This window comes from Paenibacillus pasadenensis, from assembly GCF_002864175.1.
In the GTDB taxonomy this organism is placed as follows: domain Bacteria; phylum Bacillota; class Bacilli; order Paenibacillales; family Paenibacillaceae; genus Paenibacillus_O; species Paenibacillus_O pasadenensis.
On sequence record NZ_NFEZ01000004.1, the window covers coordinates 1,875,050 to 1,898,935 of the forward strand.

The 23,886-nt window shown below is 64.6% G+C and carries 16 protein-coding genes; 15 read left to right on the forward strand and 1 reads right to left on the reverse strand.

Features of this window, described 5'->3' with window-relative positions:
* Positions 1–33 precede the first annotated feature (33 nt).
* The 11 genes from B8V81_RS17575 to B8V81_RS17625 all read left to right on the forward strand — a co-directional run bounded on the left by B8V81_RS17575 (position 34) and on the right by B8V81_RS17625 (position 16,261).
* The gene (locus tag B8V81_RS17575; RefSeq protein ID WP_180968481.1) at positions 34–1,374 is read left to right on the forward strand and encodes a glycosyltransferase; all 1,341 of its coding nucleotides are present in this window, start codon (positions 34–36) and stop codon (positions 1,372–1,374) included.
* A 282-nt stretch (positions 1,375–1,656) separates the two neighbouring features.
* The gene (wecB, locus tag B8V81_RS17580) at positions 1,657–2,751 is read left to right on the forward strand and encodes a non-hydrolyzing UDP-N-acetylglucosamine 2-epimerase (protein WP_101808857.1); all 1,095 of its coding nucleotides are present in this window, start codon (positions 1,657–1,659) and stop codon (positions 2,749–2,751) included.
* The gene (locus tag B8V81_RS17585) at positions 2,744–3,727 is read left to right on the forward strand and encodes a polysaccharide biosynthesis protein (RefSeq protein WP_028597753.1); all 984 of its coding nucleotides are present in this window, start codon (positions 2,744–2,746) and stop codon (positions 3,725–3,727) included. The genes wecB and B8V81_RS17585 overlap by 8 nt, the downstream gene beginning before the upstream one ends.
* Positions 3,724–4,554 carry a dTDP-4-dehydrorhamnose reductase family protein gene (locus B8V81_RS17590; RefSeq protein WP_101808858.1) on the forward strand — a complete coding sequence of 277 codons (831 nt, stop codon included), beginning with the start codon at positions 3,724–3,726 and terminating at the stop codon, positions 4,552–4,554. The genes B8V81_RS17585 and B8V81_RS17590 overlap by 4 nt, the downstream gene beginning before the upstream one ends.
* An 843-nt stretch (positions 4,555–5,397) precedes the next feature.
* Positions 5,398–6,993: an NAD-dependent epimerase/dehydratase family protein gene (locus B8V81_RS17595; RefSeq protein WP_180968482.1), complete on the forward strand. Its 1,596-nt coding sequence runs from the start codon at positions 5,398–5,400 to the stop codon at positions 6,991–6,993.
* 415 nt (positions 6,994–7,408) lie between these two features.
* Entirely contained in the window at positions 7,409–9,067 is a 1,659-nt protein-coding gene (locus B8V81_RS17600) for a type 2 periplasmic-binding domain-containing protein (RefSeq protein WP_101808860.1), read from the forward strand.
* Between the two features lie 77 nt (positions 9,068–9,144).
* Entirely contained in the window at positions 9,145–10,068 is a 924-nt protein-coding gene (locus tag B8V81_RS17605; RefSeq protein ID WP_101808861.1) for an ABC transporter permease, read from the forward strand.
* A 13-nt stretch (positions 10,069–10,081) separates the two neighbouring features.
* A complete protein-coding gene (locus B8V81_RS17610) occupies positions 10,082–10,963 on the forward strand; it encodes a carbohydrate ABC transporter permease (RefSeq protein WP_101808862.1) in 882 nt (293 codons plus the stop codon).
* A 39-nt stretch (positions 10,964–11,002) separates the two neighbouring features.
* Positions 11,003–12,130, forward strand: a complete 1,128-nt coding sequence (locus B8V81_RS17615) for a glycoside hydrolase family 88 protein (protein WP_101808863.1) — start codon at positions 11,003–11,005, stop codon at positions 12,128–12,130.
* A gap of 156 nt (positions 12,131–12,286) precedes the next feature.
* Entirely contained in the window at positions 12,287–14,650 is a 2,364-nt protein-coding gene (locus B8V81_RS17620; protein ID WP_445259682.1) for a helix-turn-helix domain-containing protein, read from the forward strand.
* Positions 14,651–14,677: 27 nt separating this feature from the next.
* Positions 14,678–16,261, forward strand: a complete 1,584-nt coding sequence (locus B8V81_RS17625) for an extracellular solute-binding protein (protein WP_228551371.1) — start codon at positions 14,678–14,680, stop codon at positions 16,259–16,261.
* A gap of 471 nt (positions 16,262–16,732) precedes the next feature.
* Here the strand turns inward: B8V81_RS17625 and B8V81_RS17630 are convergent, their stop codons facing one another.
* Positions 16,733–17,527, reverse strand: coding sequence for a TerC family protein (locus B8V81_RS17630; RefSeq protein WP_101808866.1), 795 nt, complete (start codon positions 17,525–17,527; stop codon positions 16,733–16,735).
* Between the two features lie 180 nt (positions 17,528–17,707).
* On the opposite strand from B8V81_RS17630, the gene B8V81_RS17635 reads away from it, so the two are divergent.
* From B8V81_RS17635 to B8V81_RS17650, 4 genes are all read left to right on the forward strand, one after another.
* Positions 17,708–19,525 carry a cache domain-containing sensor histidine kinase gene (locus B8V81_RS17635; protein ID WP_101808867.1) on the forward strand — a complete coding sequence of 606 codons (1,818 nt, stop codon included), beginning with the start codon at positions 17,708–17,710 and terminating at the stop codon, positions 19,523–19,525.
* A gap of 2 nt (positions 19,526–19,527) precedes the next feature.
* Positions 19,528–20,874, forward strand: a complete 1,347-nt coding sequence (locus tag B8V81_RS17640) for a response regulator (RefSeq protein WP_028597758.1) — start codon at positions 19,528–19,530, stop codon at positions 20,872–20,874.
* Between the two features lie 32 nt (positions 20,875–20,906).
* Positions 20,907–22,376: an ABC transporter substrate-binding protein gene (locus tag B8V81_RS17645; RefSeq protein ID WP_101808868.1), complete on the forward strand. Its 1,470-nt coding sequence runs from the start codon at positions 20,907–20,909 to the stop codon at positions 22,374–22,376.
* A 126-nt stretch (positions 22,377–22,502) separates the two neighbouring features.
* On the forward strand, positions 22,503–23,525 hold the full coding sequence (locus B8V81_RS17650) for an AI-2E family transporter (protein WP_101808869.1): 1,023 nt from the start codon (positions 22,503–22,505) through the stop codon (positions 23,523–23,525).
* Positions 23,526–23,886 lie beyond the last annotated feature (361 nt).

Below are 23,886 nucleotides of genomic sequence, written 5' to 3' on the forward strand. Positions count from 1 at the left end.
CGCTGACGGCGCCGGGCAAGGAGGGCGATGAGCATGGAGTTCCGGCCGAGGCTGCTGTTCTTCTCCCATATCGGCAGTCCCGAGGCGATCACCGGCGCGGAGAAGCTGCTGCTGTCCACGATCGTCGAGCTGTCGGCCGTCGCCGACTGCACGCTCGCGGTGCCCGAGGAAGGCATCCTGTCCGGACGCGCCGCCGCCGCAGGCATCCCGGTGCGCGTGACGGGGCATGTGCCGATCTACTATTCCATGTATTTGGGGCTGCCGTCTGTTCCCGAGGAAGTCGAGGAGGGAACGGGTAGCGAGGCGATGGAGCGGCTGTACCGGCTTTTGCTGGAAATAAGGCCGCATGCGGCGTGGGTGAACACCTGCGTCCAGCCGCTGCCGGCGATCGCCGCCAAGCGGCTCGGCATCCCGGTCATCTGGTGCCTGACCGAGACGATGCGTCCGGCCGCCGGCGTCGGGCCGACGATGAAGCTCATCGAGCAGCATGCCGACCGCGTCGTCGGCATCTCCGCCTCGACGCTGAAGCCTCTCGCATCTCCGCTCGCGCTGTCCCGCTCGGAGGTGCTGCTGCCCGGCGTAGACACGGCGGCGTTCAAACCGTGGACCTGGGCGTCCAGCCGCGCCGTCCGGCGAGCCGAGCTCGGCTTGCAGGAGAAGCAGGTGCTGGTCGGGTTCATCGCTTCGCATCTGTATGAGAACAAAGGGCTGGAGCACTTCCTGGCCGCAGCCGGAATGGCGGCCGCCTCGCGGCCCGACCTGCGCTTCGTCGTCATCGGCAACCCGGTCGACGCGGAGTACGCCGCCCGCTGCGCGCGGATCGCGGACGCGGCCGGTCTGTCGGCCCGCCTCAGCTGGCTGCCGTTCGAGCCGGACGTATCGCGCGCCTATCCGGCGATGGACGTCCTGGTCGTGCCGAGCATCGTGGAGGAAGGCTTCGGCATGACGGCGCTGGAGGGGCTGCTGTTCGGCAAGCCGGTCGTCGCCTACGCCTCCGGCGGCCTCGCGGAAATTCTGCACGCGACCGGCAACGCCGACTGGCTGGCGCCGATGGGCGACTATGCCGGGCTCGCGGAGCGGATCGGGCGGCTCGCGGACAACGCGCCGCTGCGGCTCGCGACCGGAACGCGCAGCGGCGCGGCCGCGCTTGCCGTGTTCGGCATGCCGGCCTTTCGCGGACGGCTGCTGGCGAGCCTCGAGCGGCTGCGGCTGCCGCGCGAGCCGGAGTCCCGGATCGCGCACGGCTCTGGGCCGGAGCGCGGCCTGCTCGCCGGCTGGACGCTGCGGCCGATCGCAAGCCCGGAGGCGGAGGCGTCCGCCGGACTCGGCGGCGTGCCGCGGTCCAGCTGCCGGACGGCGTGCTGGCGCTGCTGACCCGCCTCCGGAGCAAGCCGCTCGCTCGCCTGCGAGGCGGCGGCCGCGGAGCCGCCCGCGCCGGCTTCGCCAAGCTTGGCGAGCGGAGGGGCTGCGCGAGGCCGGCTGCGCCGCGGCAGCATCCGCGCGCGGCGAGCCCGGCGCGGCGAGCGCAGCCGCCCGGCCCGGCGCAGGCGTGCCGGCGGCGCCTCGCGCCGCCGCAAGATCGGCTCTGCCGGCCGCAGAGCCGGCAGGAAGAAGCGCTAGAGCATCTATTTTCAACCCGAAAGGCGGAATGGACGAATGCGAGTGATGACCGTGCTCGGCACGCGGCCGGAGATCATCCGGCTCAGCCTCATCATCGGCAAGCTCGACCGGCTGGCGGACCGGCACATCCTCGTGCATACGGGACAGAACTATACCGATTCGCTGAACGACGTGTTCTTCCGCGAGCTGGAGGTGCGTCGTCCCGACCATGTGATGGCGGGCGGCAGCCACACGCTCGGCGGCCAGCTGTCCGTCATGTTCGGCGAGATGGAGCGGCTGCTGCGCGAGGAGCGGCCGGACATCGTGCTGCTGCTCGGCGATACGAACAGCGCGCTGTGCGCGATCGTAGCGGAGCGGATGGGCATCCCGGTCGCGCATATGGAGGCCGGCAACCGCTGCTACGACCTGACCGTGCCGGAGGAGAAGAACCGCCGCATCATCGACGCCGTGTCGACGATCAACATGCCGTATACCGAGTACAGCAAGCAGAACCTGCTGCGCGAGGGCTTTCCGGCGAACCGCATCGTGCGCACCGGCAACCCGATCGGCGAGGTGATGGCGCAGTACAAGGACCGCATCGACGGAAGCGGCGTGCTGGAGCGGCTCGGCCTGCAGGAGCGGGACTATGTGCTCGTGACGACGCACCGCGCCGAGAACGTCGACGTGCCGGCCCATCTGGACGGCATCCTCGGCGGACTGAACCGGATCGCGGAGCGGCACGGCAAGCGGATCGTCTGCAGCATCCACCCGCGCACCCGCTCGCGCATCGACGCCGGCGGCACGGCGGTGCAGCCGCATCCGCTGGTCGAGTTTCATGAGCCGTTCGGCTTCTTCGACTTCGTGCGGCTGGAGCGGGACGCCTGGTGCGCGGTCAGCGACAGCGGCACGGTGCAGGAGGAATGCTGCCTGCTCGGCGTGCCGACGGTGACGATCCGCAACACGACGGAGCGTCCCGAGACGGTCGACTGCGGCAGCAACGTCGTGAGCGGCTTGCGGGCGGGCAATATCGCGGATGCGGTCGACGTCATGACGGCGCTGCCGGCAAGCTGGGGCATCCCGGCGGGATACGAGGCTTTGGACGTTTCGGACATCGTAGTGAAATATGTGCTTGGAGGGAAATGGAATGTTTGAAAACTCTCGCATCCTTGTCACCGGCGGAACCGGTTCCTGGGGGCATGAGCTGATTCGGCAGCTGCTGCCGCAAAATCCGAAGGAAATCATCGTATTCTCGCGCAGCGAGTCGGCGCAGGTGACGATGAGCCGCATGTTCGAGGATGCGCGGCTCACGTTCCGCATCGGCGACATCCGCGACCTGGAGGCGCTGACGAAGGCGACGCAAGGCGTGGACTACGTGTTCCACCTCGCCGCGCTCAAGCATGTGCCAGTGTGCGAGGAGCATCCGTACGAGGCGCTCAAGACGAACGTGCTCGGCACGCAGAACGTCATCGAGGCCGCCAACCTGAACAAGGTGAAGCGCGTCATCTACATCTCGACCGACAAGGCGGCGAACCCGTCGAACTTCTACGGCATGACCAAGGCGATCGGCGAGAAGCTGATCGTATACGCGAACCTCGTAAGCACGGACACGAAGTTCGTCTGCGTGCGCGGCGGCAACGTGCTCGGCACGAACGGCAGCGTCATCCACCTGTTCACGAACCAGATCAAGACGAAGGGCCAGGTGCGGCTGACGGACCGCGGCATGACGCGCTTCTTCTTGACGCTGCATGACGCGATCAGCCTGCTGTTCAAGGCGTCGGAGGAAAGCCTCGGCGGCGAGATCTTCGTCATGACGATGCCGACCTGCCGCATCGAGGATTTGGCCGAGGTGCTCATGGAGGACATCGGCGTGCAGGCGGAGGTCGTCGAGACGGGCATCCGCCCCGGCGAGAAGCTGCACGAGATTCTGCTGACCGAGTTCGAGAGCAAGAGCACGGTCATTTACGACAAGGAATACCTGGTCATCCTGCCGCCGCTCGACATCCCCGGGCTTCAGCAGCGGTACAGCACGTATGACGCGGTCGACTTCGACAGCTTCTGCTCGAGCGAGAACCTGATGGACAAAGAGCAGATCCGCGACATGCTGAGGAGGGGCGGGTTCCTGCAATGAGGCTGCTCGTCCTCGGAGGGGGCGGCATGGCCGGCTCCATGATGGTCGATTACTTTCGCGGCCGGGACGGCTTCGAGCTCAGCTGGACGACGCGCGGCGGCGGGGACGGATCCCTGCCGCTCGACGCCTCCGACCTGGAGGCGGTGCGGCGCACGGTGGCGGCGGTCCGTCCCGAGCTGATCGTCAACTGCATCGGCAAGCTCAACGCCGACGCCGAGGCGCATCCGCTGGAGGCGTACGCGGTCAACGGCCTGCTGCCGCACTGGCTGGCGTTCGCCGCCGGCGAGATCGGCGCGAGGCTCATCCACATCAGCTCGGACTGCGTCTTCCTCGGCGACCGCGGCGGCTATACGGAGCTCGACCGGCCGGACGGCATCACCGTCTACGCGCGCTCCAAGGCGCTCGGCGAGGTGAACGATCCGCGCCATCTGACGATCCGCACGTCGATCATCGGGCCCGACGCCAGCCCCAAGGGCATCGGCCTGCTGCGCTGGTTCCTGGCTCAGACGGGCGAGGTGTCCGGCTACAGCCGCGTCTACTGGAACGGCGTGACGACGCTGGAGCTGGCCAAGGCGGTCGAGCATGCGGCGGCGCATCCGGAGATCGGCGGGCTCGTGCATCTGCTGGCGGCGGCTCCGGCAAGCAAGCTGGAAATGCTGGAGTGGTTCAAGGAGGCGTACGGCCGCGATGATGTTGCGATCGTGCCGGCGGCAGAGCCGGAGATCGACCGCACGCTGAGCGCGGTGCGGACCGATTGGACTTACCGGGCGCCAAGCATCCCGGACATGGTCCGCGAGCTGGCGGCATGGGAGCGGCGCGGGGGCTGATGGCCCAGTGGCGGCATGGGAGCGGCGCCCGCGAGCGAAGCCGCCCCTGCCGCACCACCCAGCTGCCGTAATTTTTGCTGCTGCAACTCCCTGCCGCCGCAATCCTTGCTGCTATAACCCCCGGCTGTTGCGCGGCCGGGCGAGGTTTGGACCGGCTTCGGCATGTCGCCGCAGCCGGTCCTTTTCCTGCTCCCGTTTTGCTTTTTCGGCGAAGGGGCAGTCCAGCGCAATCCCGCACGACATTCTCAGCGGCAAAATCTCAGCGGAAAATCATGTCGGGGGCCTGCAGCGCAAGTGGAGGGAACTCTCGGTGACGATTTGCGAATAGAATCATTCCCTTTGTGAGATTAATCACACAAACTTTGATCGATTGGAAGACATTGGAGCAGTTTATATGATTTTTCATATAAACTCAGCCTTCCTAAAATGTCAGGTGAGGATTTTGTGTAATTTATCGTACAAAGAGGTCGGAATTGATCAGTGAGCGGAGAATTTGTACGATCTTTCGTACAAAGCAGTCATGGATCATAGACCAGAGCAGTCAAGGTTCATCGATCAAAGCAGCCACGGAACATCGACGCTCGGTGCTGGCTTCTTCTCCACGTCAACCGGAGCCGTGGATGGCCGATAGTCCCCGTTTTGGAGAGGGCGATAAGCTGGCGGCGGCAAAAAAAGGATGCAACTAGCATGTTTTCGACGCATTCCGCATTTTTAGATACATCAGCGTATGGGCGGTCTTCAGCTCCAGAAGTCACGTTTGCTGCACGAGCCTTCATTCAAAGGATCGGGCCGGGCAAGCAGCGTTATGAAGCAAATGATGAGGGTCGGGAGGGGAGAGGAAGGATGATAGGGAAAGGAACGAGCAGGCGGGAAATCAGCGACTCCGGATCGTCCAGCCGCAGCATCGGGGGAACGAGCGGGCCAAAGGGAGCCGAAGCCTCCAATTGGAGAAGGTCGTCCAGCCGCAGGCTGAAAAAGGAAACGAGCGGTCACGAGACCGGCGGATCGGCAGGATGCAGGCTGGAAGAAGGCGCAGCCGGCGAGCGGAGCGAAGCGGGATCGTCCGGCCGTCGGAAGCGGCTCCTCGTCACCGGGGCGGGCGGCTTTTGCGGCTCGCATGCGGTGAGGCATTTCGCACGGGCGGGCTGGGAGATTGTCGCTTGCGTCCGTCCGGGATCGACGCCGTTCTGGGCAGACCCGGCGAAACGTCCGGACTGGTTCGTCGCTGCGGATGCCGTGGATGCGACGGATGCCTTGAATGTCATGGAAGCCGTGGATGCGACGGATGCCGTGAATGCCGCCGATAGCGTAGATGCCCCGGGAGCCGAAGCTGGCGTGGATTCCTCGGATGTTTTGAATGCCTCGGATGTCTCGAATTCCTTGGACGCCCCGGACGCCCTGGACGCTTCGAATGCCGTCGATCACGCCGATGCCTCGGATGACGGCGCTCCCGGCTCATCCTCTCTCGCCTTCGCAAGCCGGCCGGGCCGCGATGAGCCGGAGTGGCTGTCTCTCATCCGACTCGAGGCGCTCGACCTGTCGGAGCCCGGCTCGGACAGCCTGTCCGAGCTGCTGCGCCGGACGCGTCCGGACGCCGTCCTTCATCTGGCGGGGCTCAACGCCGCCGGACCTTCCTGGGCCGATCCATCCGGTTATCTGGACCTCAATCTGATGGGCACCGTCCGGCTGCTGGAGGCGGTCCGCGCTTCCGGGCATCCTTGCCGGATCGTCGTGGCCGGCTCGATGCTCGGCGGCTCGGCGGACGGTCCGCCGCCCGTCAAGCCTTTGCATCCGTACGCGCTGAGCAAAGCGATGCAGGCTCAGGCGGCGCTGGGCTGGCATGCGCTGTACGGGCTCGACGTGCTTGTCGCAATTCCTTCCAACCTCGTCGGCCCCGGCCCTTCCGCCGGCTTGAGCCGGCTGCTCGCCCGCTACGCGGCCGCTTGCGAGCGGACGGCAGCGCAGGCTGGAAATTCGGCAGAGGCCCCGCCTGCATCCGATCCATCCCTGCCAGGCCGGAGCGATGCCGCTGATCCGTCCCTGCCAGGCCGCAGCGATGCTGTCGCCGATCTCGCTCCATCTGCAGCGGCTGAGACGCAGGCTCCGCCTCCGTTCCGTCTGTCCTCTGCCACCGAAGCGCGCGATTTTCTCGACGTGCGGGACGCCATGACAGGCTACGAGACGCTGCTGGAGCGGGGCGCCGCAGGCCGCAGCTACGCCATGGCGAGCGGTAGGATGACGCCGCTCGGCGAGCTGGCGGAGCTGTACCGGGAGCTGGCCGCCGTGCCGCTGCCGATGGAGATCGGCGGCAGCACGGCGGCTTCGCCGGAGCCGATCGACGCCAGCGCGCTGCGCGCTCTCGGCTGGGCACCGCGCATCCCGCTTCGCCAGTCGGCGCAGGATACGCTGGAGGACTGCCGCGCCGCCGGCAGCGCCTGAGCGCCAGCGGCGCAGGCTGCCGCCGACATTTCAGCGAACGAACGCACGCGACAGAGCGACAGAGCCGTCTTTGCTCCGCCGGCAGCTAGAAAGCTGTCCCTAAAGGTCCACTCCGCGACCCGAGGGGGCTTTTTTTTCGTCGAAAAAGACTTCCTCTTCGATCGAAGGCGCGCCCCGCTTCACGCCGATCGGGCCATTTCGGCCGATATGAGTACCGATTCCGCCTATTCCTGTGCCGATATCGTCAATGCCGATGGCCGAAACGGCCGATCGAAAAGCCGAATTCGCCTCTATCGGCTCGCTGCCGCCGGAAGGTAGCCTAAGGAGGCGAGACGCGGAGGCCGAACGGGAACATGCAAGCGCTCCCATTCCAAGGTCCGACCGTTCCCGCCACTCGAGCTGAGGGGGAAGATGAATGAACCGATGGCTGAAATCGAGCCTGTCGCTGGCGCTGGCCGGGGCGCTGCTCGCCGGCTGCACGTCCGGCGGAGGAAATAACGGAAACAACGCAGGAAGCGGAGGCCAGACCGGCGGAGCGGGAGCAGACGGCCAAGGGGCGGCTGGCGCAGCCGAGCAGACGGCCTATCCGCTGCAGACCGACAAGCAGCTCGCCTACTGGGCGGAGCTGCCCGGCAATCTCGTCGGCGTACAGCCTTCGCTGGACGAGGTGCCTTTCTTTCAGGAATGGCAGAAGCGGACGGGCGTCAAGCTGGAATTCGCCTCGCCGCCGAGCGGGCAGGCGAAGGAGTCGCTCAACATGCTGCTCGCCTCGGGCGACCTGCCGGACCTGATCGAGTTCAACTTCCTCGACGGCTTCCCGGGCGGTCCGGAGAAGGCGATCAAGGACGGCTATATCCTGCGGCTGAACGACTACATCGACAAGTACGCGCCGAACCTCAAGCGATTCCTGCAGGACAATCCGGACATCGACAAGATGGTCAAGACGGACAGCGGCAGCTACTACGCGTTCCCGTTCATCCGGGAGGACGAGTATCTGCGCGTGTTCCAGGGGCCGATCATCCGCCAGGACTGGCTCGACGAGCTCGGACTGCCGGTGCCGGAGACGATTGACGACTGGACCGCGACGCTGCGCCGGTTCAAGGAGAAGAAGGGAGCGGCGGCGCCGCTGTCGTTCGTCAGCAAGCCGCGCTTTTTCCAGGAATCCGGCAACGGCGCGTTCCTCGGCGCGTTCGGCGTGACGCGAGGCTTCTATCAGGAGGACGGCCAGATCAAGTTCGGCCCGTCCGAGCCCGGCTTCAAGGACTATCTGGAGCTGTTCCGCGGCTGGTACGCCGAAGGGCTGATCGACAAAAACGCGGCGACGGCCGACGGCAAGGCGCTCGACGGCAACATCGTCTCCGGCGCGGCTGGGGCGACGGTCGCCAACGCCGGCGGCGGCATCGGCAAGTGGCAGCCGCTCGTCCAGGCAAAGGATCCCAAGGCGGTGCTCGCCGCCGCGCCGTACCCGGTGCTGAACAAGGGCGACAAGCCGAAGTTCGGCCAGCGCAACAACGCCTATTCGCCGGAGGGCATCGTCGCGGTCACGACCTCGGCCGAGGATCCGGAGCTCGCCGTGCGCATGCTCGATTTTGGCTACAGCGAGGAGGGACGGCTGTTTTTCAACTTCGGCACGGAGGGCGTCAGCTATGAAATGAAGGACGGTTATCCGACCTACACCGATCTGCTGATGAAAAATCCCGACAAGCTCGCGCCGGCCCAGATGATCTCGCAGTACGCGAGGGGCAGCTACAACGGGCCGTTCATTCAGGACAAGCGCTACGCCGAGCAGTTTTTCGCCCTGCAGACGCAGCGCGACGCGGTCGAGCTCTGGCAGCAGACGGACTCCGCGAGCTACAACCTGCCGCCGATCACGCCGACGGCGGAGGAAAGCTCGGAGTATGCGACGATCATGAACGACATCAATACGCTCGTCGACGAGATGACGCTCAAGATCATCCTCGGCAGCGAGCCGCTCGACGCCTATGACGATTACCTGGCGAAGATGAAGTCGCTGCGCCTCGACCGCGCCATCGAGATTCAGACGGCGGCGCTCGCCCGCTATTCCAGCCGTTGAGCCGCGAGCCGGGAAGGGGCCGTCCTCCGCAGCAGACAGGCTTCTTCCCGTCCCATGAAAAGAGGTGAACGAACCGCATGTCCGCGCCAAAATCGTTCCGCAGCCGCGCGTTGAGGGACTTTGCGATGAACAAGTACCTGTACCTCATGTTCCTGCCCGTGCTCGCCTACTACGTCGTGTTCCACTATTTCCCGATGTACGGCGCGACGATCGCCTTCAAGGACTATTCGCCGATCAAGGGCATCCTCGGCAGCGACTGGATCGGCCTGAGGCATTTCGAGGATTTTTTCCAGAGCTACTACTTCTGGCGCATCCTCAAGAACACGCTGCTCATCAGCCTATACTCGCTGCTGTTCGAATTCCCGGCGCCGATCGTGCTGGCGCTGCTCATCAACGAGGTGCGGCACCGCGCCTTCAAGCGGACCGTGCAGACGATCACCTACATGCCGTATTTCATCTCGCTCGTCGTCATCTGCGGCCTCGTCACCGACTTCACCAACGCGGACGGGCTGATCAACCGGCTGTTCGTCTGGTTCGGCTACGACGGGCAGGCGATGCTGCAGAAGCCGGAGCTGTTCCGCCCGATCTACATCCTCTCGGAAATCTGGCAGCGCATCGGCTGGGAGTCGATCATCTACATCGCCGCGCTCATGAGCATCGACCTGGAGCAGTACGAGGCGGCGCGCATGGACGGCGCGAGCCGGCTGCGGCAGATGCTCCACATCACGCTGCCGGGCATCCTGCCGACGATCGCGATCATGCTCATCCTGCGCATGGGCAACCTGCTCAACGTCGGCTTCGAGAAGATCATCCTGCTGTACAACCCGGTCACCTACGAGACGGCCGACGTCATCTCGTCGTTCGTCTATCGCAAGGGACTGCTGGAATTCGGCTGGAGCTACAGCTCCGCCGTCGGCCTGTTCAACTCGCTGATCAATCTGGCGCTGCTCGTATCGGCCAACTACTTCAGCCGCCGGTTCAGCCGCAGCAGCCTATGGTAAGGAGGGAAACGCCATGAACATCCGGACCGGCCTCGGGGACCGGCTCGTCGGAGCGGCCGTCTACGCGCTGCTCGGCCTGCTCGTGATCGTCACGCTGTACCCGCTGCTGTACGTGCTGTTCGCCTCGCTCAGCGATTCGGGCGAGCTGCTCGCCTACCGCGGCATCCTGTGGCGACCGCTCGGCTTCAGCCTCGAGGCGTACCGCAGCGTGCTGGACAATCCGGCGATCGCGATCGGCTACCGCAACACGCTGTTCATCGTCGTCGCCGGCGTCGCGGTCAACCTGATCCTGACGGCGATGGGCGCGTACGTGCTCTCCCGCAAGAACGTGATGTGGAACGGCGTCCTCATGTTCCTCCTCGTGTTCACGATGTTTTTCGGCGGCGGGCTCGTCCCGCTCTATCTCGTCGTCAAAGGCGCCGGCCTGCTCGACTCGCTCTGGTCGACGATCGTGCCGTTCGCCGTCAGCACGTTCAACCTGATCATCATGCGGACGTCCTTCATGGGCATCCCCGACAGCCTGGAGGAATCGGCCAAGATCGACGGGGCGAGCCACTTCACCATCCTGCTGCGCATCATCCTGCCGCTGTCGATGCCGGTCATCGCCGTCATGATCCTGTACTACGCGGTGGACAAATGGAACGGCTGGTTCTACGCCTCGATCTTCATCAAGAGCCGGGAGCTGTTCCCGCTGCAGCTCGTGCTGCGGGAGATCCTGATCGCCAATGCGACCGACAGCATGTCGGCGGGGGCGTCGGCGGGAGACCGGCATCAGATCGGCGAGACGATCAAGTACGCGACGATCATGGTCGCGACGGTGCCGATCCTGTGCGTCTATCCGTTCGTACAGCGCTTTTTCGTCAAGGGCGTCATGGTCGGGTCGCTGAAGGGCTGAGCGCGCGGCGGGCCAGCCGCTTAAAAGGAGGAATCACACATGGAGACAAAGAGGAATCAAGCTCCGGATGCCGCCGCCATGAGCCGCGAGGCGCTGCAGGCGGTCGGCGTCATGCTGGAACGCATCGGGAGCCGCTCGCCGCATCGGGCCGGAGCGGACGGGAAGTATGACGACGGGCCGATCGACTGGTGGACGTCCGGCTTCTGGCCGGGACTGCTCTGGCTCGCCTATGACGGGACCGGCGAGCAGCGGTTCCGGGAAGCGGCGTGGAGCTGGGACGAGCGGCTGGAGCGGCGTCTCATCGAGCCGAACGGCTTTCATCACGATCTCGGCTTCCAGTTCCTGACGACCGCCGTCGCCAAGCACAAGCTGACCGGCGACGAGGAGGCGCGCCGCCGCGCGCTGCTCGCCGCGGATCTGCTGGCGGGACGCTTCAACCTCAAGGGCAGCTTCCTGCGCGCCTGGAACGGCGACCGCGCCGGGTGGTCGATCGTCGACTCGGCGATGAACCTGTCGCTGCTGTTCTGGGCTTCGGCCGAGAGCGGCGATCCCCGCTATGCACATATCGCCGAAGCCCATGCCGACATGATGCTGCGGCAGTTCCTGCGCGAGGACGGCTCGGCGTACCATATCGTCTCGTTCGATCCGGCGACGGGCCGACGCATCGAGGCGCTCGGGGGCCAAGGGGACGCGCCGGAGTCCGCATGGAGCCGGGGGGCGGCCTGGGCGCTCTACGGCATGGCCAACGCGTTCCGGTGGACCGGCAAGAGGGACTACCTGGAGGCGTCGCGGCGGACGGCGGCGTATTTTGTAGGCCAGCTGCCGGACGATCGGGTGCCGCACTGGGACTTCCGCGCCGACCGCTCTGCCGGCGAGCCGCCGCGCGACAGCTCGGCCGCGGCGATCGCCGCCTCGGGACTGCTCGAGCTGGCCGCCCTGGATCACGGAGCGGACGGCGGGCGCTGGCGGGACGAGGCGGAGGCGATGCTACGCTCGCTTCGCGGCGGATACGCCGCCTGGCGCGTCGACGGCCACGAGGCGCTGCTGCTGCATGGCACGGGACACAAGCCGGCCGGACAGAACGTCGACGTCTCGCTCATCTACGGCGATTACTTTTATGTCGAGGCGCTCGCCAAGCTCGGCGGGTCGACGCTTCGCCTGTTCTAGCGTCTTCCAGCCCGCGCGGCCCCGTCCGCAGCGGGCTTTTTGACGATTTGATCGATGCCGCCGCGCATATTGCGCATTCCATCCGGCCGGCATTTATCGGTATAATAAAGCTCCGCATCCGCGGCCGATCCGCTCGGCATATCGAGCTTGCAGGAGATGAGAGGGTTGAACAAGATCCGCCGACTATGGAACAAGCGAAGAAGCGTCGTTGTCGCCTGGCTGCTGTCCTACAGCGCCGTGCTGCTGCTGCCGATCCTCATCAGCTTCGTCAACGCCGCCGCGGCCGACCGGGCGCTGCAGAGCGAGATCCACCGCGCCAACGACTCGCTGCTGGAGCAGGTGCGCTACACGATGGACAAGCAGATCGACCTCATGAAGCGGCTCAGCATGGAAATAGCCTGGAACGACAAGCTCCAGACGCTGATGTACTCGAGCCAGTCGGCGCGGGAGGCGCCGTACACGGCCTATCAGCTGAGCGACGAGTTCCGGATGTACAAGACGTCATACGCCTCGATCGCGGAATTCTACGTCGTCTGGGAGCGGGGCGACTCCGTCATCCGTCCGGGCAACATCCGCGACGCCGAGACGGCTTATCGCACGATCCATAATTCGAAAGCGCTGTCATTCGAGAAGTGGAAAGCCGAGACGCAGCGGGAAGGGCCGGGACGCTTCATCGAGCTGCCGCGCTCGGACGCGGGCAAGGAGCAAAGCTCGATCGCCTACGTCTACCGCCTGCCGGACGGCCTGAACGGAAAGCTCACCGGCGCGGTCGTCGTCATGGCGGACAGCTCCGGCTTCCAGGCCGACTTCGAAAGCATCTCCGGCCTGGGCGGCGGCGTGCTGCTCATGCTCGATCCGGACGGGCGGCCGCTGCTGACCAATCGGCCGGACGCCCCGGAGCTGCAGGCGTTCCTCGGCGCGGACGGCCGCGTCAGCCTCGCCGAGGGCAAGGCCGGAGACGCCGAGCTGTTCCACATTCGCTCCGCCGTCTCTGGCCTCCGATATGCGCTCATCATTCCGAGCTCGCTCTATTGGGAGAAAGCGGAATACGTGCGCCGCTTCACGGCGAGCAGCATCGCGGTCAGCCTGCTTGGCGCCGGCGTGCTGACGTGGTTTTTCCTGCGGCGGAACTATTCGCCGATCCGCGGCCTCGTCCGCTCGATCGACGAGCGGGAAGCCGACGTTCCGGAGGGGCGCGCCGAGGGCAATGAGCTCAAGCGCATCGAGCAGGCGATCCGGCGCGCGCGCAGCGAGAAGGAGCGGATCGCCGAGCAGCTGCAGAAGCATCAGCAGGTGCTGCGGGCAAACATGCTGCAGCGGCTGTTCAAGGGCAGGCTCGATACGCCGGTCAGCTACGAGGAGGCATTCCGCTCGTTCCGCATGCCGTTGCGCTCGGACCGGTTCGCCGTGCTGCTGCTCGCGCTGGAGAACGAGGACAGCCTGCACGAGACGCTGTCCGGCATCGAGGCGGCGGAGCGCCGGCGGCTCATCCCGTTCATCATCGCCAACGTTGTCGAGGAGCTGTGCGCCAAGGCGGGCCATGCCGGCTACATGGCAGAGTCGGATGACCTGCACGCCTGCCTCGTCAGCCTCCGTCCGGATGCCGCGGACGCGGAAGCCGAGCTGCGGGCGGCCGCTTCCGAGGCGCAAGCGTTCCTGCGGCGGTACGGGATGGAGCTGACCGTGTCGATCGGCGGCATCCACGGCGGCTGGGCGGGCGTCGCAGTCGCCTATCAGGAGGCGGTGGACGCGATGGAGTATCGGATGCTGCTCGGCAAGACGGGCATCCTCTCTTACCGAGACATCCGCATGGAGAGCCGAGCTCCATCCGGCAAAGGCTACGACTATCCGCTCCAGGAGGAGCAGCAGCTTATCAATATCATCAAAGCGGGGGATCTGGAGCAGGCCGCGGCCTGCATGGACGAGATCGCGGAGCGCAACTTCGGCAATGCTCCGCTGTCGCTCGGGATGGCGCGCTGCCTCATGTTCAACCTGCTCGCGACGATGCTCAAGGCGATCCATGAGCTCGGCGAGGGCGAGGAGCGGGTGCTCGAGGAGCATCCCGGCTGGATGGAGCGGATCATGGCCAGCACGACGTTCGGGGAGATGCAGGAGGAGCTGCTGCGGCTGCTGGCGGAGGTGTGCGCGATCGCCCGGACGCGCCGCGACGCGCAGGTCTCGCAGGAGCGGCAGCGTTCGCTGCGAGAGCTTGTCGCCGGCGTCAACCGCTTCATCGAGGCCAACTACATGGACGCCAGCTTGAATGTGAATGGCATCGGCGAGCAGTTCGCGATGAAGGGCAGCTATCTGTCGCGGCTGTACCGCAGCCAGACGGGGGAAGGGCTGCTCGATTCCATTCACCGCACCCGCATCTCCCGCGCCAAGCTGCTGATCGAAGGCAAGCGGGAGTCGATCAGCGAGATCTCGCGGCAGGTCGGGTACAACGATTCGGCGACGTTCATCCGCGTGTTCAAGAAGTACGAGGGCATCACGCCAGGCAAGTACCGCGAGCTGGCATAAGGCAGCGGCGACAAGGGAGGAATGACGATGAGCCATCGCAACCGGCGCTTGGCGGCGCTGCTGCTGGCGGCAGCGCTGCTGTCTTCCTGCACGCGCTCCGGCCCGGAGCCGGTCGGTCCGGACCGATCGGAGGACGAGCCGCTCTCCTACTGGGCGGAGCTGAACGGCAACGCCGCGAGCGCCCGCTCGCGCATCGCCGAGGTTCCATTTTTCGACGATTGGCAGGAGAGGACAGGCGTCAGGCTGAAGTTCGTGCAGCCGCCATCCAACCAGGGGCGGGAAGCGATCAGCGTGCTGCTCGCCTCGGACGACGTGCCGGATCTGATCGAGTACGAGTGGATCAACTATCCCGGCGGTCCGGAGAAGGCGATCCAGGACGGCCATATCCTGCGGCTGAACGAGGCGATGGAGAAGCATGCGCCGAACCTGACCCGCTATTTGCGGGAACATCCGGACATCGACAAGCTCGTGCGGACGGCGGACGGGAGCTACTACGCCTTTCCGTTCATCCGGGGAGACGAGCGGCTGCTGACCTATCAAGGGCCGATCGTGCGGAAGGATTGGCTGGACGAGCTTGGCCTGCCAGTCCCGGAGACGATCGGCGACTGGGAGCAGGCGCTGACCGCCTTCAAGGAGCGCAAGGGCGCGCAAGCGCCGCTGACGCTGCTCGGGACGACGAATCCGCTGAACGGCGTCGAGGGCGGGGCGTTCATCGGCGCCTTCGGCATCGCCAAGGGGTTTTATGTGGAGGAGGGGAAGGTACGGTTCGGACCGGCGGAGCCCGGCTACCGGGACTTTCTGCAGCTGATGCGGAGCTGGTACGAAAAGGGCTTGCTCGACCCGAACTTCGCGGCTGTGGACTCCGTCACGCAGGACGCCTCGATGACGTCGGGACGCAGCGGGGCGAGCGTATGGAACGCCGGCGCCGGCATCGGCAGCTGGCTGCCGATGCTGCGCAAGCAGGACTCGGACGCCGAGCTGGCCGCGGCGCCGTATCCGGTGCTGCGCCGCGGCGATCGCCCCAAGTTCGGGCAGCGCGCCCCGGCCGTCGGACCGAGCGGAGCGGTAGCCGTATCGGCGCGCAGCGAGCGCGTCGAAGAGGCGGTGCGGCTGATGGACTTCGGCTATGGCGAGGAAGGGCATATGCTGTTCAATTTCGGCGCGGAGGGCAAAAGCTACGAGCTGCGCGGCGGCTACCCCGCCTATACGGACCTGATTTTCGCCAACCCGGAGCAGCTGTCGATGCCCCAGACGCTGGCGATGTACACGCGGGCCAGCTACTTCGGCCCGTTCGTGCAGGACATCCGCTACCAAGAGCAGTATTTCCGGCTGCCGGAGCAGCGGGAGGCGGTGCGCATCTGGTCGAATACCGATGCGGAAGAGCATGCTCTTCCGAACTTGCCGCTTACGGAGCGGGAAAGCCTGGAGCTGTCCGCGATCATGCAGGAGGTCCAGGCGGCCGTCGACGAGATGTCGCTCAAGCTCGTTCTCGGCATCGAGCCGATGGCGGCGTTTGAAAGCTGGCGCGGCCGGCTGGAGGCGCTCGGGATCGGCCGCGCGCTGGCGATCCAGCAGCAGGCTCTGGAGCGGTATGAAGGAGCCGCGCGTTAAGCGGTGAACAGGCCCTGAACGTGAATCCTAGGCATGAAAGTGCCTTGGATCCGCCGGAATCCGGCCCGAAACATGAATTCAAGGCATAAAAGTGCCTTGGATCCGCCGGAATCCGGCTCGAAACGTGAATCCAAGGCATAAAAGTGCCTTGGATTCGCTGGGAACTGGCCCGAAACATGAATTCAAGGCATAAAAGTGCCTTGGATCCGCCGGAATCCGGCTCGAAACGTGAATCCAAGGCATAAAAGTGCCTTGGATTCGCTGGGAACTGGCCCGAAACATGAATTCAAGGCATAAAAGTGCCTTGGATCCGCCGGAATCCGGCTCGAAACGTGAATCCAAGGCATAAAAGTGCCTTGGATTCGCTGGGAACAGGCCCGAAACGTGAATCCTAGGCATGAAAGTGCCTTGGATTCGCCGGAATCCGGCCCGAAAAAAATCCAAGGCATAAATATGCCTTGGATTTCGTTGCTAAACCGGCTCCGTCCCGGCCGCCCCCGACTCCGGACTCTGCGGAGGCTTCTTTTCCTTGGACAGGAACCAGCCGCCGATCGCGATCCCCAGCAGCACGCCCCAGAATACGATTTTCCAGCCGAGGCTTTTGGGGAACTTCTCGGACAGCACGCCGACATCGGGATGGGACAGCGTATACACCGCCAGCTTGATGCCGACCCAGCCGACGATGGCAAACGCGGCCGTCTCGAGCCCCGGCCGGCTGACGAGCAGCCGCCCGAAGTACGAGGCGGCGAAGCGCATGATGACGAGGCCGATGATGCCGCCCGCCAAAATGACGGCGAACTGAGCGCCGTCGAGGCCGCCGATGCGGGGGAACGTCGTCGGCGGCAGCGTGATCGCCAGCGCGACCGCGGCGAGGATGGCGTCGACGGCGAAGGCGATGTCCGCCAGCTCGACCTTGAGCACGGTCACCCAGAAGTTCTCCTGCTTTTTCTCCGCTTCCTGCTTGTTCTTCTCCTGCTTCACGAACAGCCGCTTGGCCATGTGGCTGATCGAGATGTAGAGCAGGTACGCGGCGCCGATCGCCTGCACATACCAGACGTTGGCGAGGAACGAGATGAGGAACAGCGAGGCGAAGCGGAACACGAAGGCTCCGGCCAAGCCGTAGAACAGCGCCTTCTTGCGCTGCTTTTCCGGCAGATGCTTGACCATGATCGAGATGACCAGCGCGTTGTCCGCCGCGAGGATGCCCTCGAGCCCGATCAGCACGACCAGCACCCACAAATACTCCAGAAGAACGGCCGAGCTCATGAACGTCGCGCTCCTTCCGCGCCGCGCGGTTGACGCGGCTTTTTGGCTAGCTTCCGCAGCGCAGGGAATTCTTATGCGGTCGATTGCCCGGGAAATGAAGCATTTGCGCCGGGGGATTGAAATCCGTCTCATTCCGGTCCATAATCGGGGTACTTGAACGTGCACGGAGGCCGACGGCTCATGTTGAATCCGCTTACAAGACTGAGCGTCAAGCTGCAGCTCATCCTGCTGTTCCTGTTCATGGCGCTGCCGATCCTCGGCCTGTTCGCCTACGGCAACCTGAAGGCCGAGACGATCATGAAGGACAACGTCACCGGCGCCTATGCCGAGCTCAACAAGCAGAACCTGCTCATGATCAACAAGGAAATGGACAGCATCAACCGCATCACGACGACGATCATCCAGAATCCGGTGACGCAGCGCATCGTGCCGGGCGGACGGGAGCCGGTGCTCGGCCGGGTCAAGAAGTACGCCGAGATGGACAAGCTGCTGCGCTCCTACTCGACCGGCACGAACGGCGAGACCCCGGTCTATTACTCCCTTTATGTGTACGACCCATCCGGAGAATTCTTCTTCGCTCCTTCCATCCAGATGACGCAGAACGGCGTCTACTTCCTCACGGCCAAGACCAAGCCGGACTGGTTCGACAAGGCCGTGCGGCTCAAGGGGCTCGGCTTCGTCCAGGTGACGGCCACCAACACGGCGTTCGACAAGAGCTCGACGCTCGCCTACGTCCGCGCCGTCAACAACATCGCCGAGGGCAGCGGCGTCATCGGCGTGCTCGTCGCCTACAAGCTGGAGCACAAGCTCGTCGGCACGATGAGCTCGGTCCGCCTGCCGGGAGGCGACATCAGCCTCGTCGACGAGGCTGGCACGGTCATGAGCAGCACGCTGCCGGACCGTCTCGGCACGCGGCTGCAGCTGCCGCCGGCGCTCGCGGAGCAGGCGGCCCATGCGCGCTCGAACCTGCCGGTCCACCTCATCGAGGGGGAACGGATCTACATGGCGAGCGGCGAGAACAGCCTTCGTCTGCGGCTCATCTACGAAATCCCGCTGCAGGCGATGCTGCAGCAGCAAAGCGAGCTCAAGAACGTCATCCTGCTCATCTCCGCCGCCTACGTCGCGGTCGGCTGCATCATCATGATCTATTTCTGGCGCTCGCTCATGACGCCGCTGCAGCGGCTGTCGCTGTTCGTCCGCAAGTACGAGCCGGGCAGGCTGGTGCCGGAGACGCCGGGCCAGTCGCGCAGCGACGAGGTCGGCGTGCTCATCTCGGCCGTGTACGGCATGGCGCGCCGGCTCAACAGCCTGATCGCCGACAAGTACCAGGCGGACATCCGGCAGAAGGAAGCGCAGCTGCAGATCCTGTACCACCAGATCAACCCGCATCTGCTGTACAACACGCTGGAGAGCATCTATTGGAAAAGCTCGCTCGAGGGCCACTCCGAATCCGCGGAAATGATCAAGGACCTGTCCAAGCTGATGAAGATCAGCCTGAGCCGCGGGCGCGAGCTGATCACGCTCGCGGAGGAGAGCGAGCACGCCGCCGCCTACGTGGCGCTGCAGCGCCGGCGCTACGAGGCGGAGCTGCGCGTGCGCTGGGACATCCCGGAGGAGCTCGGCTCGGCACTCATCCCCAAGATCACGCTGCAGCCGCTGATCGAGAACGCGATCGTCCACGGCATCAAGCACATGGGCGAAGACGGCGAGATCGTCGTCGCGGCGCATGCGGACGAGGGCGGAGGCCTGATCGTGACGGTCGGCGACAACGGCTACAAGGCGGTCGACTACGCCTCCATCCAGAGCTGGCTGGCCGAGCCGGACAGCTCGCCGTCGATCGGCTACGGCATCCGCAACATCGACCAGCGCATCCGGCTGCAGTTCGGTCCGCGCTATGGACTGGCGATCGGCCCGAGAGCGGGCGGAGGCACCGAGGTGCGTTTGCAGCTGCCGCTGCTGGACGAGAACTCGACATCTGGACCACCGAGAGGAGAATGAACATGCACCGCATCCTGATCGTCGACGACGAGCCGCTCATCTGCAAGGGGCTGTCCAGCCTGCTGGCCGGAGCCGGGCTCGGCATCGAGGACATCCACACCGCGAGCAACGGCTTCGAGGCGCTCGACTATCTCCGGCTGGAGGAGGTCGACCTGATGATCACCGACATCGGCATGCCGGGCATGAACGGCATCGAGCTGATGCATCAGGCCCGGCTCATCAAGCCGTGGGTGCAGACGATCGTCGTCTCCGCGCACGAGACGTTCCAGTACGCGCAGATGGCGATGCGGCTCGGCGCGCGCGACTACCTCATCAAGCCGCTGAACGCGGCGCAGCTGCTCGACAGCGTGCGCAACGCGCTGCTGCAGGCCGAGCGCCCGGCCGAGAGCGAGCCCGACTATGCGGCGAGCCTCGGCGGCCGCTTCGCGCTGCAGGCGCCGGACGGCGAGCCGCGCCGGGCGCTCGAGCGGCTGCTCGCCGGATCGCCCGCCTCGCCGGCGCAGGCCGCAGAGCTGGCCGACGCCGCCGGACTGCGGGAGACGGGACCCTATTTTGCCGTCATCCGCATCCATCCGGAGTTCGACGCGCGCCCGGACCTGTCGCCGCGGGACAAGGATCTGCTCGGCTACGCCGTCATGAACCTCTCCACGGAGCTGCTCGGCAAGGACTGGAATCCGGTTCCGATCGCGCTGCCGGACGGGGAGGTCGGCCTCGTCATCGGCTGGAGCGAGGAGCGCTACGACGACGGGACGGTCAGCAAGATCAACCAGCTCGACATGATCGGACGGAGCCTGCATCATCATGCCGACTCGTTCCTGCGGCTCCCGGTGCTCGTCGGCATCAGCCAGATCGCCCGCGGGCCGGATTTCCTCCACTTGCTGGCGGATCAGTCAAGGCGGGCGCTGGAGTGGCGGATGCGGCATCCGGGGCAGAAGGTATTCTACTACGGCGACTTCAGCTGGAGCGAGGCGGAGGGCGGCTCGGCGAAGCAGCCCGGCGAGGAGGAGGCTTCCGCCCAGACGAACCGGATCGTCGAGCGCTCCCTGCGCTACATCGAGGACAATTACGCGCAGAAGGGACTGACGCTGCACGAGGTGTCCCAGCGCGGACATGTCAGTCCCAACTACCTCAGCTATCTGTTCAAGAAGAATACCGGCTACAACCTGTGGGAATACGTCATCAAGCTGCGGATGGAGGAAGGACGCCGGCTGCTGCTGACGACCGATCTGAGGCGATACGAGGTGGCGGAGCGGGTCGGCTACGAATCGCCGGAGCATTTCAGCAAGATCTTCAAGAAGTACTACGGCTACAGCCCGAGCGAGCTGAAAAAGGAAAGCCAAGGCAAGTAACCGAGCAAGGCAAAAAAGGGGGGGGGCTGCGCATGCGCAAGTCGACCGCGCTCATCAGCTGCCTGATGGCGGCGGCGCTGCTGTCCGGCTGCAGCGGAGACAATGCCGCCAGCGGCGGCTCCGGCCATGCCGCGACGGGCGGCAGCGGAGGAGGAACGGCGGTGCGGCAGCCGCATGCGAGCGGCGGCGGCGCCCCGGCGCCGGCCGAAGAGGACATCAAAGACAAGAAGATCACGATCAGCATCTACTATCCGCTGCCGGACCAAGCGGAGAAGCGCAAGGCCGAAGACGACAAGATCGCCCGCTTCCAGCGGGAATATCCGAACGTCACGATCAACAAGAGCGACTGGCACTACAATGTCGACGAGATCGGCGTGAAGATGGCGGCCAGCGAGGCGCCGACGTTCTTCAACACGTTCGCGACGGAAGCCGGCTTCCTCGTGCAGCGCGGCTGGGCGGCGGACATCACCGAGCTGTGGCATGGCTACGAGCGCAAGGACGACATCAATCCGACGCTGCAAAGCCAGTTCATCCAGGACGGCAAGGTGTTCGGCATCGTGCAGAACGGCTATTCCACCTCGACCATCGTCAACAAGAAGCTGCTCGCCGACAAAAGCGTGGCCGCCCCGTCGTATGACTGGACTTGGGACGACATGCTGAACACGGCCGAGGCGGTGGCGGATCCGGGGAAAGGCATCTCGGGAATCGCCCTGATGGGCAAAGGCAACGAATCCGGCTGGAACTGGACCAACTTCCTGTTCGAAGCCGGCGGCCAGATCCAGGCCGTCGAAGGCGGCAAGGTGACGGCGGCGTTCAACTCCGATTCCGCCGTGAGGGCGCTGCAGTTCTATCAGAAGCTGCGCTGGGAAGCGAACGCCATTCCGAAGGACTGGGCGCTCGGCTGGGAAGACGCGGTCGGCGCGTTCGCGCAAGGACGCACCGCGATGGTCATCGCCGGCGCGGAGGGCGTGCTCGATCAGGCGCTCAATCTGGGCGGCCTGAAGCCGGAGGACATCGCGACCTATCCGATGCCGGCGGCCCAGGCGGGCGGCAATCATTCCGGCATCCTGGGCGGCGACTACCTCGTCGTCAACCCGAACGCTTCCCCGGACGAGCAGGAGATCGCGTTCCGCTACATCACGTTCGACTACTTCTCGGACAACTACCTGGAGGCCGTCGAGAAGGACATCCAGGCCCGCAAGGCGGAAGGCAAGTACTACATCCCTCCGCAAATGAGCTATTACAAGGAAGAATCCGACTACAGCAAGAAGCTGCAGGCGATCTACGACAAGTACGACAACGTGTACAAGTATGATCCGGAGTCCAGCAAGCTGCTCGACGGCAATCCGGAAGCCCAGTACAACACCCAGGAATACTACGCCGAGATGACGGATATCGTGCAGGAAGTGTTCTCCCAAAGGGATGTCGACCTGAAGGCGAAGCTTGCTGCGGCCGCCGCGACGATGCAGGCCAAATATTACGACGCCGTCAAAGCCCGATAAAAAGGAACCGGAGCCGCCCGAAGCGGCTCCGGTTTTTTGAGCCGAATCCGCATCGACATCGGGGCCGGCATCGAGGATAATGAAGGGAGGCACCCAGCCAGAATCAACAAGTAAAAGAGGGAAGTCATGGAATCGTTGCGCGCCTTTTTCGCTACGCCCGCTGTCCGCAGGATCGTCGTCCTGCTGCTGCTCGTCGGACTGCTCTACAGCCTCCGGCACATGCTCAATCTGATCCTGCTGCTGTTTCTCGTCACCTATGTGATGAACCGGCTGCAAGGGCTCGTCACGGGATGGATCAACAAGGCGTTCCCCGTGCATCCGATCGTCGTCGCGGTGCTGCTGTACGTGCTGCTGCTCTCCGGGCTCGCGTGGGGAATCTCCAACTACGTGCCGCAGCTCGTCACCCAAGGCCGCGACATGATCAATACGATCATCCGCTTCCTCAACTCCACCGAGGGCAACGACATCGCGAAGCGCCTGTCGGAGGAGCTGGAGAAGATCGACTACAAGACGTATGTCGACCAGGCGTTCCTGTATCTCGGCAAGATCGGCAAGATTCTGGAGCTCGTGCTGATCGTCATCCTCCTCAGCTTCTTCTTCCTGCTGCAAAAAGCGAAGATCCACGCGTTCACGCAGAAGTTCCAGAAGAGCAAGATCGGCTGGGTCTACGACGAGATCGCCTATTTCTCCGAGCGCTTCGTCTCCTCGTTCGGCAAGGTCATCGAGGTGCAGCTCGTCATCGCGCTGTTCAACACCGTGTTCACGATGCTCGGCCTGTGGATCATGGGCTATCCGTACCTGTTCGCGCTGACGATCATGGTGTTCCTGCTCAGCCTCGTTCCGGTGGCGGGCGTCATCATCTCGTTCGTGCCGATCGGCATCATCGGCTACCAGTCCGGCGGCATCTCGCTCGTCCTGTGGGTCATCGTCATGATCCTGCTCATCCACGCGCTGGAGACGTACTTCCTCAACCCGAGGCTGATGGCGTCCAAGACGAAGCTGCCGATGTTCTACACGTTCGTCATCCTCGTCTTCTCGCAGCATTATTTCGGCATCTGGGGGCTCATCATCGGCATCCCGGTGTTCATGTTCGTGCTGGATATTCTGCATGTGCCGCTCGGCGATGGCGAGAAGAAAAAAGAAGCTTGACGGTCGGAAGAAGCGGCTTCCCGCAAGCCCGGCCGCATGCAGGGAAAGCCTGTCCGGATTCGTTCGGATGGGCTTTTTTTTATTTTTTGATCAGAGAGATGGAAGGAAATCAAGAGGCGGGACTACGTTCGGCGGGGGAAATATCTTATCGAAAAAGGGGGAGATTTTCCCTCCTTTTTTTCTTTATCCGCAATCGTTTGATACTTTCCCACTTTTTCTTATAGATACGCGCGGAGTCTGGGAAATAGGAAGGAAATGGCGGGAAAAGATGCGAAAATGGACCTCGTATCCAGCTCGAGAGACAAGGGAGGGACAAGCACGAGCAAGGCGCAGACCGGCAAGCCGCGAATTCATTCTTCCC